Raw genomic sequence first — 16,878 nt, 5'->3', positions numbered from 1 at the left:
GAGAACTTCACTCAGCGCACCGATTGCTTTTCTTGAATCATCTGTGGCTCGACATGCAGTGCGGCGGCAATGCGACGAATGTCACGATCGCTAAAGCTGACCAGGTAGAACGGTGCCAGCGGGAGCCGCTCTCCTGAACGCAGTGCGAGCAGAAGCCGATATTGTGACCGGCGCAAGATACGCACTTCTAACCCTTTCACGTCGCTCAAAGAGCGCTCGTGCCGGGTGCGTCCTTGCAGGCCATAGGCGGTTACGGTAATCACATTGCGTTGATGATCGATCTGGCAAATCCCTAACTGACCGCCGATGATCAAGGTGAAGAGCACCATCCCAACAAGGAGGGCAACCGAGAGTGCGATCCCGCCAGTCAACGATTGGGTACCGGCAATAACTGGCTGCAAGATGGTGAACAGACCGTACCCCACCAGACCGGCAAAGCTCCAGGTCAGCCAGGGGATAAAGTGTATAGTTACGCGATCAGGATAGCTTTGTATGAATTGAAGTGTCATAGCCTTTGCCTGCCTCTGGTCATCAACACTATCCATTATACCAATGCAACACGAGGGTAGAGTAAGAGCATGATCAAAAACCTGGGCTGTTGATGCATCTCAACTATGACAGCGCCTCATGGTCCAGGGAAACAGTGATGGGCAACGCTTGCGTCTCCGAGAGTACTAGCCCGTCACCCCATTGTAGGGCCGGATACTCTTCTTTGTTCCGCATAACCAGCCCGCAGGAATGGCCGTCGCCAACACATTATGCATCGGTCGGCATTCATTCCTGTTCCCGGCAATGGTAGGGGCGGGTTCCTAACCTGCAAGCAGGAGGAGCTGGGGGACGGGGACCTGGTAGGTGATGGTTGCTGATGCGTCAGCCGATAGTTTCCCTCTGGACATCGCACATGCGGGCCGGAGGCCCGCGCACCCAGGTGCGCACCCAGGCGCGCACCTAGGTACGGATGCCTGAAGCTGTGTTCCGCGGTCGGCATTCATTCGTGTTCCCGGCAATGGTAGGGGCGGGTTCCTAAGAGCCTGATCAAAAACCCGGATGTTGCATGAGGCTCGTACCGTGCATCTCCGATCATTGCGTGCGCGGGCCAACAGGCTTTCGCGCCAGCCCCCCACGTCCCCCCTTCCGCTCCCCGTGTGGGAGCGGAAGGGGGCCAGGGGGAAGGTGAGGGCGCGCCAGCCGTGCGCCGCAGCACCGGGACGGAAGACGTTGCACACCCCTCCCATCGCGGAAGGGCGACGCAGACCCTGCCGGCCAACGGTTCTCATCCGCAACGATCCGGTACCTATCGTTTGGAATGCCATTGCAGAACCGCATCAACCATCCAGGTTTTTGATCATACTCTGAGAAAACAGCACGGCTCGAGATTGCTGTCGGCAAGTGCATGACGTTCGTCGCTGTTTCATTGCTCGTAATCCAAAGCTGAAAACGTTGCAGGCCCATACCACGCCTGGTCACACATTGACCGTCTTCCCGCCAGATGCTACCATAAATGCCACAAATCCGTCTATGTAGCAAATAGAGAATAATGTATGGAGACGATCTTCTCAGTCGAAAATCTGCTGGCATTAGTGACGCTGACCGTCATGGAGATTGTATTAGGGGTAGACAACATCATCTTTTTTATTTATCAGTATTCTCGCCGGTAAACTGCCATTGCATCAGCAACGACCGGCGCGACAAATTGGCTTATCACTTGCCCTGATCACGCGCCTGCTCTTGTTGCTGTCGATCAGTTGGATTGCCGGTCTGACGCAGCCGCTGTTTGAGCTTGGGCCATGGCATGTAACGGGGCGTAGCCTGATTCTGCTTGGTGGTGGCTTGTTCTTGATCTACAAGGCAACTACTGAGATTCATCAAAAGCTGGAAGGTGCTGAACATACGGAAAAAGCGGTGGCCGTCACAACCATGCAGGCGGTGATTATGCAGATTATCTTGATCGATATTGTCTTTTCGCTTGATTCGGTCATCACGGCTGTTGGCATGGCCAATACGTTATGGGTCATGATGACGGCGGTCGTTCTCGCAGTGGGGGTGATGCTCTTTCTCGCGGAAGGGATTGCAAAATTTGTCGGCGATCACCCTACTATCAAGATGCTGGCACTCAGCTTTCTCTTGTTGATCGGCTTTTCGCTCGTCGCCGAAGGTTTTGAGTTGCATATTCCCAAAGGGTATATCTACTTTGCGATGGGCTTCTCAGTTATGGTCGAGATGCTCAATTTGCGGGTAGCAGCGAAAGCACGGCAGCCGGTGAAACTTCATCAGCGCTACGATACAACAAAATAGGATCATTGAGGCGCTATGCTCAATACCGTCTATTTGCAGACCTTTCTCACCGTGGTAGAGACTGGTTCCTTTTCGGCAGCGGCAAAACGGCTTCATATGTCGCAACCGGCGGTAAGTCAACACATCCGTGCGCTTGAGGAACAAGTCGGTGGTGTGCGGTTATTCCGGCGTAGCGGCCAACACATGGTATTGACCCTTGCCGGTGAACAATTGCTAGGGAGTGCTCGTGAATTGGTTGCATTGGCTGAGCGTACTGTGCAAGCCGTGAGTGCGCTACGCGGTCAGATCGGTGGTCGAGTGGTCATTGGTTGCCTGGCCGGCAGTGCCGAGGCGTTTTTGCCCCACCTGCTGGCGATCATCCAGCGTCAGTATCCGGCAGTAACGGTTGATATTGAATTTCATGGGTCTGATGAGTTGTTTGAAGGTCTGGCTGAACGACGCCTTGATCTTGCGATCCTGAGTGATGCGCCGCGACGACGTGGCTTTGAGATGCGTGTGCTGGCCGGTGAACGATTGGTTCTGACGGCTGTGAACGGACATCCTCTCTTGCACGGCGAACAGACACCGGTTGGGGTTTTACGTGATTATCCTCTGGCGTTGCCCAGGGTAGGGCACCCGTTACGCCGATCTATCGAAGACGGCCTGCGCCGACGGGGTGTCGTTATCAGTGATTTGCGCATTGTGTGTGAAGCAGATAGTCCATTATTGCTGCGCTCGGCAGTCGAATCCGGGCAAGCGTTAGCCTTCTTGCCGGTGAGTGTCCTTCCCTCACGATTAGATCGGATCGGCGTCGTGACATTGGTCGGCCAGCCATTTGTACAGGAATGGTACTTAATCCGGCTACGAGAGCGCACGGTGAATCGCATCGTTGATATTGTGGTTGAAGGATTGTTGGGTGAAGAGGCAAGGACAACGCTGCTTAGCCTGGGGCTAACGGCATAACGAGTTGACCTTCCGCCGTGCTCCTTCTGCCATCGTCTGACAGGTTGAAAGGTATTTGTATGTATGACGTGATTGTGATCGGCGCGGGCATTGCCGGATTAGCCGCTGGGCATACGCTTCAGGCAGCCGGCTGTCAGGTGTTGGTGCTCGAAGCGCGGCAACGGATCGGGGGGCGAATCTGGACTGATACGCGCTATGGGCCGGTCGAGTTTGGCGCCGAGTTTATTCATGGTCATCGCGCAGCTTCCTGGGAGCTAGTACAACAGGCCGGTTTACCAACCTCGCGTTGGGGACGCGACCGTCGCTTCGCCATCGGTGGTCGGATGTTGACAGCCGATGACCCAATTGGGGCAGCGGTACTACAACTCTATCAGCAGATTTGTCATTATCGTGGCCCTGAAGTAAGCGTTGCCGAACTGATCGAACAATCAACTGCCTTGCCGGTAGTGAAGCAATTGGTTGGGCGCTGGCTAGCTAATCTTGAAGGCGCTGATCTGAGCAAATTAAGTGCCACCGCATTAGCCCGCGAGCGTCGGTTGAGTACAATTGGTGAGGACAATTTTCATATCGATTATGGGTATCAGCGACTACTTGAACCGCTCAGCGCCAATCTAACAATTGAGCTTGGGGCAGTGGTCACACTCATCCGTTGGAACGCTGATTGGGTTGACGTTGTATTAGCCGACGGACGGCAGTGGCGCGCACATCGTGTAGTTGTCACCGTTCCGGTTTCACTATTGCAGGCCGGATTGCCAGCCTTTGAACCACCGCTACCGGCCGACAAACAAATGGCAATAGCGGTAATTCCAATGGGTTACGTGACCAAATTAGTGCTCTGGTTTGCAGAGCAGTTCTGGTCAGATTTTACGGTCCTTAGCACCAATGGTGTAATTGCTACGTGGTGGCCGGTGTCCAGTACCCGAACGCCAACGCTCATGGGTTACACGGGTGGGCAGCAGGCGCTTAAGGTGGCTGACCTGGGTGAAAGCGAGGCCATTGCAGTCGCGTTGCGCGAGCTACAAACCCTGTTTGCAGTTGATGTAAAACCATACTTCCTAGACGGGCGTCTAATTGACTGGTCGCGAGACCCGTGGAGTCGAGGGGCATACACGTATAGCTCTGCTGGTACCCTGGCGGACCGTGTAACGCTGGCAACACCACTCGGCCCGATCCATTTTGCCGGTGAAGCAACAGTAACCGGTGCTGAGATTGCTACGGTGCATGGGGCCTTCGAGAGCGGACGACGTGCGGCACGGGCAATCTTGCTGTCGCGGTCGGGCTGAAGATAACGCTTCTCCAGCGTTGACCACTCTAAAATGCGGCACTAAGAGCCTATCCGAATCATTGTCTCACCCTACAGCGGATGAAACCTGATAGGGATGTACGGGCGTAGCGGCGTTGCGCCCCAACCGATCTTCTTCTGCGACAAGGTATTCCGGATAGGATCTAAGCAGAGGCAGTTTCTCTTCTATTCAATCAGACCCGAATATTGTGCTGAATACTTGTTCAAGATGGTAGGCGCGAAAGATACATCCCGCAAGTGGGCTAGATTCAAACACACCTCTAACATACCGCTAGTGTATCGTTGGTAGAAAACGGGTAAACTACACACAGAGATAAATGCCCGCAGGGGATACAACAACATTGCAACGGGAGGCTAGAAATATGGGCAAGATTGTAGGAATTGACTTGGGCACGACAAACTCGTGCATCGCAGTGATGGAAGGTGGTGACGTGGTTGTCATTCCGAACGCCGAAGGCAACCGCACGACACCATCGATGGTTGCCTTCGCTAAGAATGGTGAGCGATTAGTCGGTTTGACCGCTAAGCGTCAGGCAACCATCAATCCTGAAAATACACTTTATTCAGTCAAGCGCTTTATTGGCCGTTCTTTCGACGAGGTGAAGGAAGAGCGAGAGCGAGTGCCTTTTAAAGTTGTCAAAGGGCCGCGCAACGATGTGCGCATTTATGTCCCGCAGACCGGCAAGGAATATGCACCGCAGGAGATCTCGGCTATGGTTTTGCAGAAGCTCAAAGCTGATGCCGAGGCCTTCCTGGGTGAGCCGGTGACACAGGCTGTCATTACTGTACCGGCTTACTTCAACGACAGCCAGCGTCAGGCAACCAAAGACGCCGGTAAGATTGCCGGTTTGGAGGTACTACGAATCATCAACGAGCCGACGGCTGCGGCACTCGCTTATGGGTTAGACAAGAAGAAGGACGAGACCATTCTGGTCTTCGACCTGGGTGGTGGTACCTTCGACGTTAGCATCCTTGAGGTTGGTGATGGCGTCATCGAAGTGAAGGCGACCAGTGGTGATACTCACCTTGGTGGCGATGACTACGATGCCGCAATCGTTAACTGGATCATCGAGGAGTTCCGCAAAGATCAGGGTATCGATCTGAGCAAAGACCGCCAGGCATTACAACGCTTAAAAGAGGCGGCGGAAAAGGCCAAGATGGAGCTCAGCTCGATGATGGAGACAGAGATTAACCTACCCTTCATCACGGCTGATGCCAGCGGGCCGAAACACCTGGCCATGAAGCTAACCCGCGCCAAGTTCGAGCAATTAACAGCGCATCTGACCGAGCGGCTCCGCGATCCGGTGTTGCGGGCGCTTAAGGATGCCGGTTTGCAGCCAAGCCAGATCGATGAAGTCGTGCTGGTTGGTGGTTCAACCCGGATGCCGGTCGTTCAGGAGCTGGTACGCAAAATGCTCGGCAAAGAGCCGAACAAGAGCGTAAACCCCGACGAAGTGGTCGCTGTTGGCGCAGCGATCCAGGCCGGTGTGTTGGGCGGTGAAGTGAAAGATGTGCTCTTGCTCGACGTAACGCCGCTCTCGCTCGGTGTGGAAACGCTCGGTGGGGTGATGACCAAACTGATCGAACGGAATACGACCATCCCCACCCGTAAGACCGAGATCTTCTCGACGGCGGCTGATGGTCAGACGGCGGTTGATATTCACATCTTGCAGGGCGAGCGTGAGATGGCTGCCGACAACATCTCACTGGGTCGTTTCCGCCTCGAAGGGATTCCACCGGCGCCGCGTGGTGTGCCACAAATCGAGGTGACGTTCGATATCGATGCGAACGGTATCCTGAACGTAAGCGCACGTGACAAAGCAACCGGCAAAGAGCAGCGGATCACCATTACCGCCAGCACCAACCTCTCGAAAGAAGAGGTGGAGCGGATGGTGCGTGAAGCCCAACTGCACGCCGCCGAAGATAAGGCTCGCCGCGAGCTGGTCGAGATGAAGAACCAGGCCGATAGCCTGGCTTACCAGGCCGAGAAGTCGCTGAAGGAGCTGGGTGATAAAGTTGACAGCATTGAGCGCAGTCGGATCGAGGGCTTGATTAAGGATCTGCGCGAGGCGATTGCGCAAGAGAATCGCAGCCGCATCCAGCAACTCTCGAGCGACTTGCAGCAAGCGCTGTTCAAGGTCTCGCAGGCCGCCTACGGTGATGGCGCAGCACCAGGCGCTAGCAGCAGTGGCCGGAAAGATGACGGCGTCGTTGAGGGTGAGTACACGGTGAACTAAGAGGGCATCCGAAGAGGCTATTGTGGCCTGGCGCGGGCCGCTAGCCCGTGTCTATTCGGAAGCACGTATGAGGGCGGGTTGAGAACCCGCCCTCACTGCTGTGATGGCAGACAGCATCCTGATCGCAGATCGTCGTAACCTTGCTTCTCCCACTGCCGGAGAGGGAAAAACGTTACCAAACCTCAATACCCGACCTTACTGCTTTCTGCTCCCCTATTTCCGCTTCTCTTTCCAAAACGCGAGCGGGAACACCAGGCCAACCTGCCAGCGCACAAATCGTGCCATCCAGCGTTGTCGCCAGGAAAGTGGCATGGTCGTCAGGGCTTCATAACTGCGGAGCAGATAAATAGCCAGTGGTGGTTCGCTGTCGATTTGTTGCAGAGCCTGTACCGCCAATTCGTGTGCCTGATGTGTTTCACCCCTGAGCAATGCAATCCGCGCCGCCAGCGTAGTATGCCAGATTTGATCGGCACGACTGATCCGACTCGCATCGGTGAAGAGATTGCTGGCAGTCTGCCATTCGGTAATCGCCGCTGCCGTGTCGCCGATTGCCAGGTATAACTCAACAGCACTCAGATGCCCCCCAATTTGAACCTGCTGATCGCGGCTCCGTTCACCACGGGCAACAATTTCGGCTATCTCGGTCATGGCCGCATCAACGTTCCCTAGCCGCACTTGCAACATCACCAGCATAGCACGACATTCGATCCAGCGCCGCGTTTCACCCGTTTGCTGAGCGATAGAACTCCCGAATTCCAGTGCTGCCTGGGCACGGCGCCACTCACCCCGTCCCAATGCGGCCAAGCCCTGCATCTGGGCAACCCAGGCGGTGGTTGAAGGATCGTTCAAAACACTGGTCAGCCGCATTGTTTTACGGCGGTACAGACGGGCAAGGGGAGGGAAACGATTCAACGCAAGTTCCATACAAGCGTAAGCGCGTGCCTTCATTGCCGGTATGTGTGCGGTTTCGGCCAGGTTGAGGGCGAACAGCAGGCTGTGAATGGTTCTTAACAGATCGTGCTGGTAGAAATTGATCTGAATGAGCACATTTGCCGCCTGAGCAAGCTCAACCAGATGGTCGTTGATCGACGGTTTCTTCCTACCGAGCCTGAGCAGCGTCAGAAGATAACGGCCAAGTTCAGCCAGGATGAGCCAGGGAAGAGTGCGGCGCTCAGTCGGAAGCGGAAGCCCAAAACGGGTAAACGCACGTTGCAAAAAGTGATAACTCTCAGTGAGTCGTCCCTGACCATAATAGGCTGCTGCCAGTAAACGCTCTCGGTGGCCAACAGTTGTTGCCGGCTCATCGTCGCCGATTTGATGCGCCTGTTCTAGCAGATCAATCGCACCAGCGTAATCACCGTTATGCAGCGCCAGTTCACCGGCCCGATCAAGGTATGGTCGGGCGCGGATTAACTCACCGGCTGCTTTCCAGTGATGAGCAATGGTCATCGCCCGCTGTGGATCATGACCATAATGTTGTTCAAGATAGTTGGCAAATTGGGCGTGTAATTGCCGGCGCTGGGCAAAACTCATCAGATTGTAGATAGCCTCTGCGATAGCCGCCGGTCGGAACGTGTATCTGATCGTTGGCCCAGAACGTTCAAGGGCGATCAAGCCACTCTGCTGTATTGCAAAGAGTTGAGCAGTTAATTGCTCTTCAGGAATGTGATCTGGATGAATGGCCTGCAATGTCGCCGTATCAAACTCAACCCCGATAACACTCGCTACTTTCAGCGTTAATTGCTGGTCAAGCGTCAGTTGATCAAAGCGGCTAGTGATCAGGCCTTGCACGGTAGAGGGGAGACGCACCATGTGAAGCGCACGTCTGGCTGCTCCGGGCACAAAGCGGCAGATATGTTGTTGCCGCATCAGCAGCCCGGCGTCGCGCAGCGCCTTGACCAGCTCAATGCTAAAGAAGGGGTGTCCCTGCGTCTGCTCCGCTATCAGTCGCCAGATAGCTTCATCGACTTGCTTCACGTCAAGATAGCGTGCGAGCAAGTCGTGAATTTCCGGTGGACTTAGCCCGTGGAGTTTGATCTGATCAAGCAACCGGTGGTGAAGCAGGCGCTGACGTTCTTCCGTGATGGAGAGCGGTGGCCGACCGGTCAGGATAATCAGGACTGGCGCATCCTGATCAAGCAGATCGGCTAACAGGGTCCAGGTTGGGTCATCGAGCCACTGCACATCTTCAATGGCGACCAGAAGGGGGGCATGCTCAGCAACTCGGCTAAGCACTGCAATCAATCCGTCATGGAGCCGCTGGGTATGAATCTGCGGCAACGTATGCGCGGAAAGGCCCTGACTTCCCCGATTGGTCGGCCACAACTCGCCAGCAAGACTGTAGATGCTATCGCTGAGTGTCGCCAGCCGTCCATCGTTCAGCAATACCGGCAATCCACTGCGGAGCGCAGAGTATGGACTGCGCTCGATAAATCGTGCCGTGCTATGCAGGACGATGGTTCCATGCGCACGAGCCTGAGCGAGAAAGGTCTGGATCAGATGCGATTTGCCAATACCGGCCTCGCCAAGGATTAACACACCACCGCTCTGACCACGCTGAAGACGCTCTAAACGATCGCGCAGCAGTGCCAGCTCGCTGGCTCGTCCAATCAGTGCCTCGCCATCACGATCAATGTGAATCCGTTGTACGCTGAGGGTATTGGCAGGATCGAAGATTGGTTGGAAAACAGTAACTGGGTCAGCGATGCCACGCAACTGGAGCGGGGGGAGTGCACTGAAACTGACCCGGTCGCGACAGGCGGCTGCGATTTCACTATCACACAAAATCGCAACATCAGTTTGCTGTGCCGCCTGCATCAGCCGCGCTGCGCGGTTAACGACTGATCCCATCATCGTGTATTCACGCCGATCCTGGCCGCCGACCGAGCTACACAGCGCCATTCCACTGGCTACGCCAATCGTACAGCTAAAACCGAGATTCGAGAGCGTATTCACAATATCGTGCGCCGTCAGCACACCCCGCAAGGCATCATCTTCATGGGCAAACGGCGGCAAGCCAAAGGCAGCGAGCAACGTTGGCCCTTTGTTATCCGTGCCAAGCCGACTGATACTCCCTTCATACCGGTAGAGACATGTTTGCAGCGCACGGATTGCAGCCTGAGCTGCTGGTAATGGTGTCTCGGCAGTCAGATCACCAAGATGTGCAAAGAGGACGGTGACATAACGCTGCTCGGCCAGCCATGCCGTTTGACCAGCATCGATATGGCTCAAGATTGCCTTCGGTACATACGAGCGTAAGAAGTCAATCTGACTCTGGTCAATAGCTGGTGTGGCAAAAGCCCGCAACGGTACGTCGTCGAGCAGGGCTGTCAGTTGCCAGCGTCCATCCGAAAGCTGTACCGCCTCACACCACGGCTGTACCAACCTCCAGGCCGTTTCCGTCAAGACAACTTCACCGGGCGGGGCAGCAGCTTCGGCGGCACCAGTATCACGAACTGCATCACCGACAATCAGCAACTCCCACCGTTCAAAGACACCTCCCAGATGCATCAATGTAACGTCACCGGCGCCAATTCCTACCCGTACCCGCAATGAACGAGCCTTCACATCAATGGCCTCAGTGCTCCAGATTGCTGGCGACATCATCATCTGGATCGCCAGTCCACATTGAACAGCACGGCGCGTAAGAAGGGCTAAGTCTTCGGCGCCGTACCAGAGAGCAATTAAACCATCACCGGCGAACTTTATCACATCGCCACCGTGTGAAGTGACAATCCGCACCAGATGACCAAAATAGAGGTCTAGAATCTGGGTAAGTTCTTCGGCGCCTGTAGGACTGGTGTGGGTTAAATACTCTGTAAGAGCCGTAAAGCCGGAAAGGTCTGCCGAGAGTATTGCCGCCGGAAATGTCTCTTTTGCCGGTTCGAGCCGACCATCAGGATTGATGTTATTCAAACGTTGTCGAATAATTCCTGGCAGATAACACGCCAGTTCAGCATTGGCGAGCATCATGGCGGCCATCCATCAGACGCGATGCGGCGAAAGCCGGAGAGAGCGATGATCACTGCGCGTCGAGCAAAGAGTTGAATCGGAAACCTATTTGATTATTGATCAGTTATCAGGGTTGCGCAAGAGGTGAAAGGGCGATAGGGTTTTACAAAGTTTTCAGGTTTTGGCACTGTTCGCCAAAGAACGATTTCCCTACCCGCTTGACATTCCCGATCTACGCGGTTGCTGGGGCTTGTGGACATCCGACCCGCATACCGAATGACGGCAGGAATCGGATTTATCCTGAGCGGCTAAGTGACGTTTCTCGTGCGTACCAATCGGTGTATTTTCACTACTAATTACACTGCATGCATCGTCAACGCATCGTTAGCAGGGGCAAGGAGGGAACGCGCCAGAGGAAGATAGGCCGCCGCCCGTCGCACGTAATCACGAGCGGTTGGATTATTCCGAATGGCAACCGGATCAACAATACCCTGGTTATGCCAGGCGGCAAGTGTTCGCCAAGAAATTGGTTGACCCTCGATAACTGCCCGCCAGACGCCACGTTCAAGATTTGCTGCCAGATAGTTGATTGCCAGCTCGTCGTCACTGATTTCAGCCGTGAGTGCCGCAAACAAGGCCCGTTGATCGTTGAAAGTGGTTGGGTCAATCTGGCTTCCATCCACCCGCAGCGGCACATGCAGCACACGGCCATCGGCCAGCGGTACCTTACCGGCCAGTATTTCAGCCGCAACCGACGGTCGCAGATTCGCCGGCCAGACACTAAAATTTGTCCCCAGTCCGTGCAAATTGACCTGCTGCTGAGCAGACTGGTATACCGGCGTTACCATCCGCAACGGCGGAATCAGCTCTTCCGCCCAGCCAAAGTTTTCGTTGTAGAGAATTGTAGCTATTACTACAGCAAATTCGTAATCACTCATCCCCGACAACTGCGGATGGTTATGCTGCGCTGCCGCTTTCAAGATAGTAGCGCGTAAACGGTGCATTCGCGCCGCAAACTCAGGTCGTACAAACACCTCAATCGTGGGACCAGGACGGGAGGGTGGCGCCGAGCGGCTCTGCTGTCGGGTATGGTAAGAGTAGGCTGGCTGTATCTGTCCCAACAATCCCGCTTGATCCACGCCGATGAGGCATACTATGAAGAGTATCAGCAGTAAGCGTCGCATAGACACCTCCCTTGCCTGTATGATACCTGGCGTGACAATAGTGTCGGTAACAGTCCCCAGACCGATCCTGGTTCGGTTGGCCGAGAGAAGGTGGTCGGGTTGCGACGGTGCTGCACATCCAGCACTTGATCAAAAACCCAGCCGTCGCATCGGGCACGTACCGTACCCACGCAATCATTGCGTGAGGGGCCTGCCCTCACCCCCGGCCCCTCTCCCGCGCTGCGGGAGAGGGGAGTAGCGCAGAAGCGCCCTGCGCCGCACCCCCCTTCCTCGCCCCGTGTGGGAGTTGTAAGCGACACGAACGCAGCGAGAGCGTCAAGCATCATCTCCCCCCTTCCTCTTCCCCAGCGCGGGAGTTGTAAGCGACACGAACGCAGCGAGAGCGTCAAGCATCATCTCCCCCCCTTCCTCTCCCCCGGCGTGGGAATTGTAAGCGACACGAACGCAGCGAGAGCGTCAAGTATCATCTCCCCCTTCCTCTCCCACAGCGTGGGAGAGGAAGGGGGGCTAGGGGGGATGGTGAGGGCCAGGGGGGATGCAACACGTCACAGACACGCCTGCATTACCTCATCGTTATGGCCATGTGACAGTAATTGTCGCATTTAATCGCTCAAGTGCAATACTGGCATAGCGGCTGATACCAATCCGCTCAATCGTTGGGGTGACGACCACGCCATCTACCGTCATTGTCACCTCTTCACCGACAGCTTCTGGCAAGAGCAGACGTACAGAGGCCGTTTGGCCACTACCGGTTATGTATAGTTGTATTCCCCGTTCGTTACGTTGCCAGCGGTACGCGAGGTAGCCATCGGATGCCGGGTAGCGTACTACCACCTCAGCCCTGGTAATAGAAGGTTCTACCGGCCAGCGTGGACTGACGATAGTATCCTCGTAACGACTGGAGTCATCAACGATTCCGGCCAGACCCTCGAAGAGTGCGCCCAACATCGCACTGGCTCCCCAGCCATCGGTAGGAATAGTATCAGGCCCCGAGATGCCAGGCCGACCGTCAGGATAGTACCAGAGGTAGGAAGCGTTGGTCAGACGCAGGAGATTGGCATAGCGGCGTAAAATGTCGAGTCCATACGGCTCGAAGCCAAATGTGAAGGCGCCACGAGCCAGTTCACCACCAACCAGCGGCATGATCCCACCATTGACATACTCGCCGGGCTGTTCACCTTTACCGCCTGCCATCCCAAAGCTCCCTGCTGGAAAAGGCGGGTCAATGCTGTACCACTCGGCAAAGGCGCGGTTGAAATCGCGACGGGCGTAGTAGGTTTCAATAATGGCCTGTGCCTGCCCTACAGAAAGTACACGACGGTTAAGCGCATACGCATTCGAGAGGCTGAGCTGGGTAGACGGATCAACACCGGTTGGAGTGAACGTAGGGTCTTCAGGAATAAAATGGGTAAAACAGCGGCCATTCCACGCCAACTCGTTTAAGCGCTGCATGATAGCATCAGAGAGTTCGTAATACTGCTGCGCTCGCTTTGGATCGCCAACCCGATTCTCAATTCGTGCCAGAAGAAAAAGGGCGTAAGCAAGCCCGGTGTTGTCACCGTGAAAGGTTCCCCAGACGGTATCAGGTTCGATCCAGTGGCGTGGCGCCGGTTTACCGTCAGGGCTGATGGTGGTCGGGCCATAGGCAAAATCCCACATATCGATGGTATACGGTCGTCGTACTAATCCCCGGTCGGCATTCCAGCGCAATGGATTAGTCGTGATGTAGGTAGCCGCCCGCCGCAGTGCTGGTAGATGGCTCTGTAACCATTTGTCGTCACCGGTCATCTGCCAGGCCTCGTAGACCCCCTGAATGTAGAGGAATTCGACGTCAGATTCGACCTCTTTCCGAAATGCTTTCACATAGCGCTCAGGGTAATCGATTACGTCGGGTAAACTTCCGTCCGGTTGTTGGGCATCACGGAACGCATCGAGTAAACTGGTTACATCATGCTCGAAATAGCGAAAGCCGCGCCCCTGATACACGTGATCGCGCAGCCAAAGCAGGGGATTATCGGGTGAACGGTAGCCGCTAATCAGCCGTCCATTCAGTTCGTAGCTTACCCGTGCCTCTGCCATGAGTCCTTTGATACGAGGGTAGAGTGAGTCGATATCACTCTGCCCACTGATCAGGCTGGTCTGGGCATCGAGGATCACGATCTGACTACGAGCACCCGCTAGCCGACCATCGATCAGTGCTACTGCCCATTGTGGCCCCAATGCGCCGCCTGCTGGTAGAACAATCTCCCCCGTTCCATCGGTGACAACTGTTGTACCTTGGGCAGTCAACCGTCCACGGGCATCATAGAGCTGTACTTCAACCGAACCACGATATGCAGGAATCTGCACCACAATCGGGAGAGATTGCAGCGGCTGGACAACGTTCATCGGTCTGGCAAGGGTGAGTGATGCTCGTTGAGTCGCTGGCGGCAATGTAATCACCGCTGCTGGAGTCTGGTCGCGCCAGTGTTCTGGTAAGCGTTCAGCAACGGCACTTCCGTTTGCCAGAGCAACAATCTTCACCGTTGCAAAGTATTGTGCCAGTGCGTCATCGATCCAACGTGGTTCGCTTAACGGTGGCCCAATCTGCATTCCACCGGCGGCTTGCCAGGCACTACGGAATGGTTCATATACCTGATCAGCGGTTTGCTGCGCAGGTGAATGACAACTAACCAGAAGGATAACAACGATAAACCAGTGCGTTATCCGTTTCATAGAGCGCTATGATAGTAGAAAAAACCGAAGTGATCGCCGAACGAGCGCAAGGATCAGCGCACTTGCATGGCAAGCCTCTCATACCCAATAAAGATGTTCAACGTTGCCGATGTTCGGTCGCGTTCGCCGATAAACGTTATCCACATACACTTCCAGGCCGCATCGAGCGGTGCGTGACTGGAAACCATTTTGCATCAGTATACCGAAGATCGCCGATCTGTTGGGCATCGTACAGAAAACAACGACAACCCGGCACGCTGTATCCATCCGCGCACGGTACAGACGGGTTGAAGGCTCAATACCACTACCCATTCATTATCATTGAACAATTAGGAAAGAAAAGTTCTGTCAATATACACTGCCCGCTTGCAGAGAGCTTTGCGCTGAAGTATACTGCCTGTATACCCGACCTTTAAATTGCGCTACCATTATCCAATACTACCCGCGCGTCGTAGCATCAGCAAGGAGCGCCTATGTCTCGCCTACCCGTGATCTTCATTCCCGGATTCACCGGTTCGTTCAATCTCCCAGTCTTGCTCGATTGGCGCGGTCCAACATTGAATGGGTGGAATTTTCCGCCATTTGTCGATTACGGCAAAACGTTGCTGCAAACGTTCACTCAAGCCGGCTATCGTCGCAATCGCGATCTCTTTGTCGCCTTTTACGACTGGCGGAAGCCGGTCGAGGAAAGTGCCCGTAACTACCTTGTTCCCTGGATCGACCGCGCAAAGAAGGCTGCCGGAGCTGATAAGGTGATCCTGATTGGTCACAGCATGGGTGGCCTGGTTGCACGCAGTTATATTCAGTCGTCCGCATATCGCAACGATGTTGACAGACTGATAACGCTTGGCACGCCCCATCGTGGTTCGGCGGAAGCCTACACTGCCTGGGCCGGCGCCGAACCGCATGCAGACGAGACGCTGCGCACCATCTTCGCCGTCTACCTGTGGTATTTGCGTCATGCTCACCCACTGCAAACTGAGCTTGATCCTGTTAAGACAATCCACACTCAGGTCCCAGGGGTACGTGATCTGCTACCGATTGATGACTACCTGTTAGCCGGAAATCCTCCGCAGTTGAAACCGGTAACCAGTATGGTAAGCCGGAATCTGTGGGGTGAGATGGTTAATCAACCGGCATCAGTTGCAACATTGACCAAACGAGTACCGGTGACAACGATTACCGGCGTTGGTTTTAATACGTTGAGCACGATCCTCGTTGGGCCACCGCCAACCGATCATCCCCTCCGTTATGCGGATGGTGTACCGCTCACGCGCCAGTATGATAGCCAGGGTGACGGAACCGTCCTCCAGCGGATGGCGATTGTGCCGCAGGCGAACAATCTCCCATCAATTCCGGTGAGTCACGGCGCATTGCCCGATAGTCCGCAGGCGTTGGCGCTTGTGTTCAGCGAGGTTGGCGTAGCTCCTCCGGTATTGGGCGCCGTCCCAGCAGCCGCACTGCCATCGCCTACACCCCGCCTGGTAATCATGACAGCATCACCGCTTACGGTAGAGGTTGAAGTTCCGTCCGGGCCACCGCTGCCCCCGGCTGGAGTATTAGGGGCTAGCGTGACACGAGCCGCACGACGCCGACGACGGATTCGGGGACGAAATTATGGTCATGCGGGAAAGGCACTGAATCTCGTTGTCATTGACCATCCGACTGCCGGTGATTACCGACTAGTTTTGCACGGCACCGATTCGGGCCATTTTGCGGTTGGGGCAATGCTGATTGGCGCCGGTGAACCACCAATTCTGGGGGGTGAGGGGGCAGCGGGGGCAACCGCGCCAACGATCACGACCATCGAGGGTGAAATCGCACGCGATGCCGATCTGTTTTACACCTGTACGTTGCCGACTACTGTCGATGCGCCTCAGCTCAGATTTGATGTTCAGAGTACTATGCGTGCTGCAATGGCGCAACTCGGTGCTGCGCTGAGCGAGCGTGGTGGCGTATTAGGAGCAGCACCGATTGATGATGATCGGTTACGCAACGTATTAAGCGGTGATTCGATGGCCATTGAGTCTCTGATGGCATTGCCACCGCTTGCACGTCGCCAGGCAATTGATCAACTCATCGATCTGTGTCAAACGCTGGTCGGCGATGAATACGAACGAGCGATGGCCGTCATCACGATGCTCATGCAGGTGCGTGATGCAATTGCCGGCGCGTGATTATTTCCTCTTCCGCCAAAGGATGGGTTTCAAACCTGTTAATGGTTTGCGTTCCCCGTGCAGGAAAAGAAGGA

At 55.2% G+C, this 16,878-nt stretch carries 8 protein-coding genes and 1 pseudogene; 5 read left to right on the top strand and 4 right to left on the bottom strand.

All coding sequences use genetic code 11. The features are described 5' to 3' along the window. Window positions 1–11 precede the first annotated feature (11 nt). Window positions 12–509, bottom strand: a complete 498-nt coding sequence (locus tag QTO31_RS02970) for a hypothetical protein (protein WP_301428046.1) — start codon at window positions 507–509, stop codon at window positions 12–14. Between the two features lie 1,032 nt (window positions 510–1,541). Here QTO31_RS02970 and QTO31_RS02965 point away from each other — a divergent pair. The 4 genes and pseudogenes from QTO31_RS02965 (at window position 1,542) to dnaK (ending at window position 6,777) form a co-directional block, all read left to right on the top strand. Further along, a pseudogene (locus tag QTO31_RS02965) lies at window positions 1,542–2,295 on the top strand (TerC family protein). Between the two features lie 15 nt (window positions 2,296–2,310). Next, on the top strand, window positions 2,311–3,237 hold the full coding sequence (locus tag QTO31_RS02960; RefSeq protein ID WP_301428044.1) for a LysR family transcriptional regulator: 927 nt from the start codon (window positions 2,311–2,313) through the stop codon (window positions 3,235–3,237). A 17-nt stretch (window positions 3,238–3,254) separates the two neighbouring features. Continuing rightward, a complete protein-coding gene (locus QTO31_RS02955; RefSeq protein WP_301428043.1) occupies window positions 3,255–4,520 on the top strand; it encodes a flavin monoamine oxidase family protein in 1,266 nt (421 codons plus the stop codon). 382 nt (window positions 4,521–4,902) lie between these two features. Continuing rightward, a complete protein-coding gene (gene dnaK / locus QTO31_RS02950) occupies window positions 4,903–6,777 on the top strand; it encodes a molecular chaperone DnaK (protein ID WP_031460273.1) in 1,875 nt (624 codons plus the stop codon). 213 nt (window positions 6,778–6,990) lie between these two features. Here dnaK and QTO31_RS02945 read toward each other — a convergent pair whose 3' ends face one another. The 3 genes from QTO31_RS02945 to QTO31_RS02935 all read right to left on the bottom strand — a co-directional run bounded on the left by QTO31_RS02945 (window position 6,991) and on the right by QTO31_RS02935 (window position 14,627). Next, window positions 6,991–10,749, bottom strand: a complete 3,759-nt coding sequence (locus QTO31_RS02945; protein WP_031460274.1) for an AAA family ATPase — start codon at window positions 10,747–10,749, stop codon at window positions 6,991–6,993. Window positions 10,750–11,084: 335 nt separating this feature from the next. Continuing rightward, window positions 11,085–11,912 (bottom strand): hypothetical protein, encoded by an 828-nt coding sequence (locus QTO31_RS02940; RefSeq protein ID WP_031460275.1) that lies wholly within the window; start codon window positions 11,910–11,912, stop codon window positions 11,085–11,087. 573 nt (window positions 11,913–12,485) lie between these two features. Continuing rightward, window positions 12,486–14,627: a hypothetical protein gene (locus tag QTO31_RS02935; RefSeq protein WP_301428042.1), complete on the bottom strand. Its 2,142-nt coding sequence runs from the start codon at window positions 14,625–14,627 to the stop codon at window positions 12,486–12,488. A 473-nt stretch (window positions 14,628–15,100) separates the two neighbouring features. On the opposite strand from QTO31_RS02935, the gene QTO31_RS02930 reads away from it, so the two are divergent. After that, a complete protein-coding gene (locus tag QTO31_RS02930) occupies window positions 15,101–16,804 on the top strand; it encodes a lipase family alpha/beta hydrolase (RefSeq protein ID WP_301428041.1) in 1,704 nt (567 codons plus the stop codon). Window positions 16,805–16,878 lie beyond the last annotated feature (74 nt).

This window comes from Chloroflexus sp. MS-CIW-1, assembly GCF_030444705.1.
In the GTDB taxonomy this organism is placed as follows: domain Bacteria; phylum Chloroflexota; class Chloroflexia; order Chloroflexales; family Chloroflexaceae; genus Chloroflexus.
Note: the sequence above shows the minus strand (reverse complement) of the source record. Positions and strands in the feature narration are given on the sequence as shown.

What these genes read in the sequence shown, in the direction of transcription:
- QTO31_RS02945 (WP_031460274.1), bottom strand. Translation starts at nt 10,749, where the DNA reads ATGATGCTCGCCAATGCTGAACTGGCGTGTTATCTGCCAGGAATTATT.
- QTO31_RS02930 (WP_301428041.1), top strand. Translation starts at nt 15,101, where the DNA reads ATGTCTCGCCTACCCGTGATCTTCATTCCCGGATTCACCGGTTCGTTC.
- QTO31_RS02940 (WP_031460275.1), bottom strand. Translation starts at nt 11,912, where the DNA reads ATGCGACGCTTACTGCTGATACTCTTCATAGTATGCCTCATCGGCGTG.
- QTO31_RS02960 (WP_301428044.1), top strand. Translation starts at nt 2,311, where the DNA reads ATGCTCAATACCGTCTATTTGCAGACCTTTCTCACCGTGGTAGAGACT.
- dnaK (WP_031460273.1), top strand. Translation starts at nt 4,903, where the DNA reads ATGGGCAAGATTGTAGGAATTGACTTGGGCACGACAAACTCGTGCATC.
- QTO31_RS02970 (WP_301428046.1), bottom strand. Translation starts at nt 509, where the DNA reads ATGACACTTCAATTCATACAAAGCTATCCTGATCGCGTAACTATACAC.
- QTO31_RS02935 (WP_301428042.1), bottom strand. Translation starts at nt 14,627, where the DNA reads ATGAAACGGATAACGCACTGGTTTATCGTTGTTATCCTTCTGGTTAGT.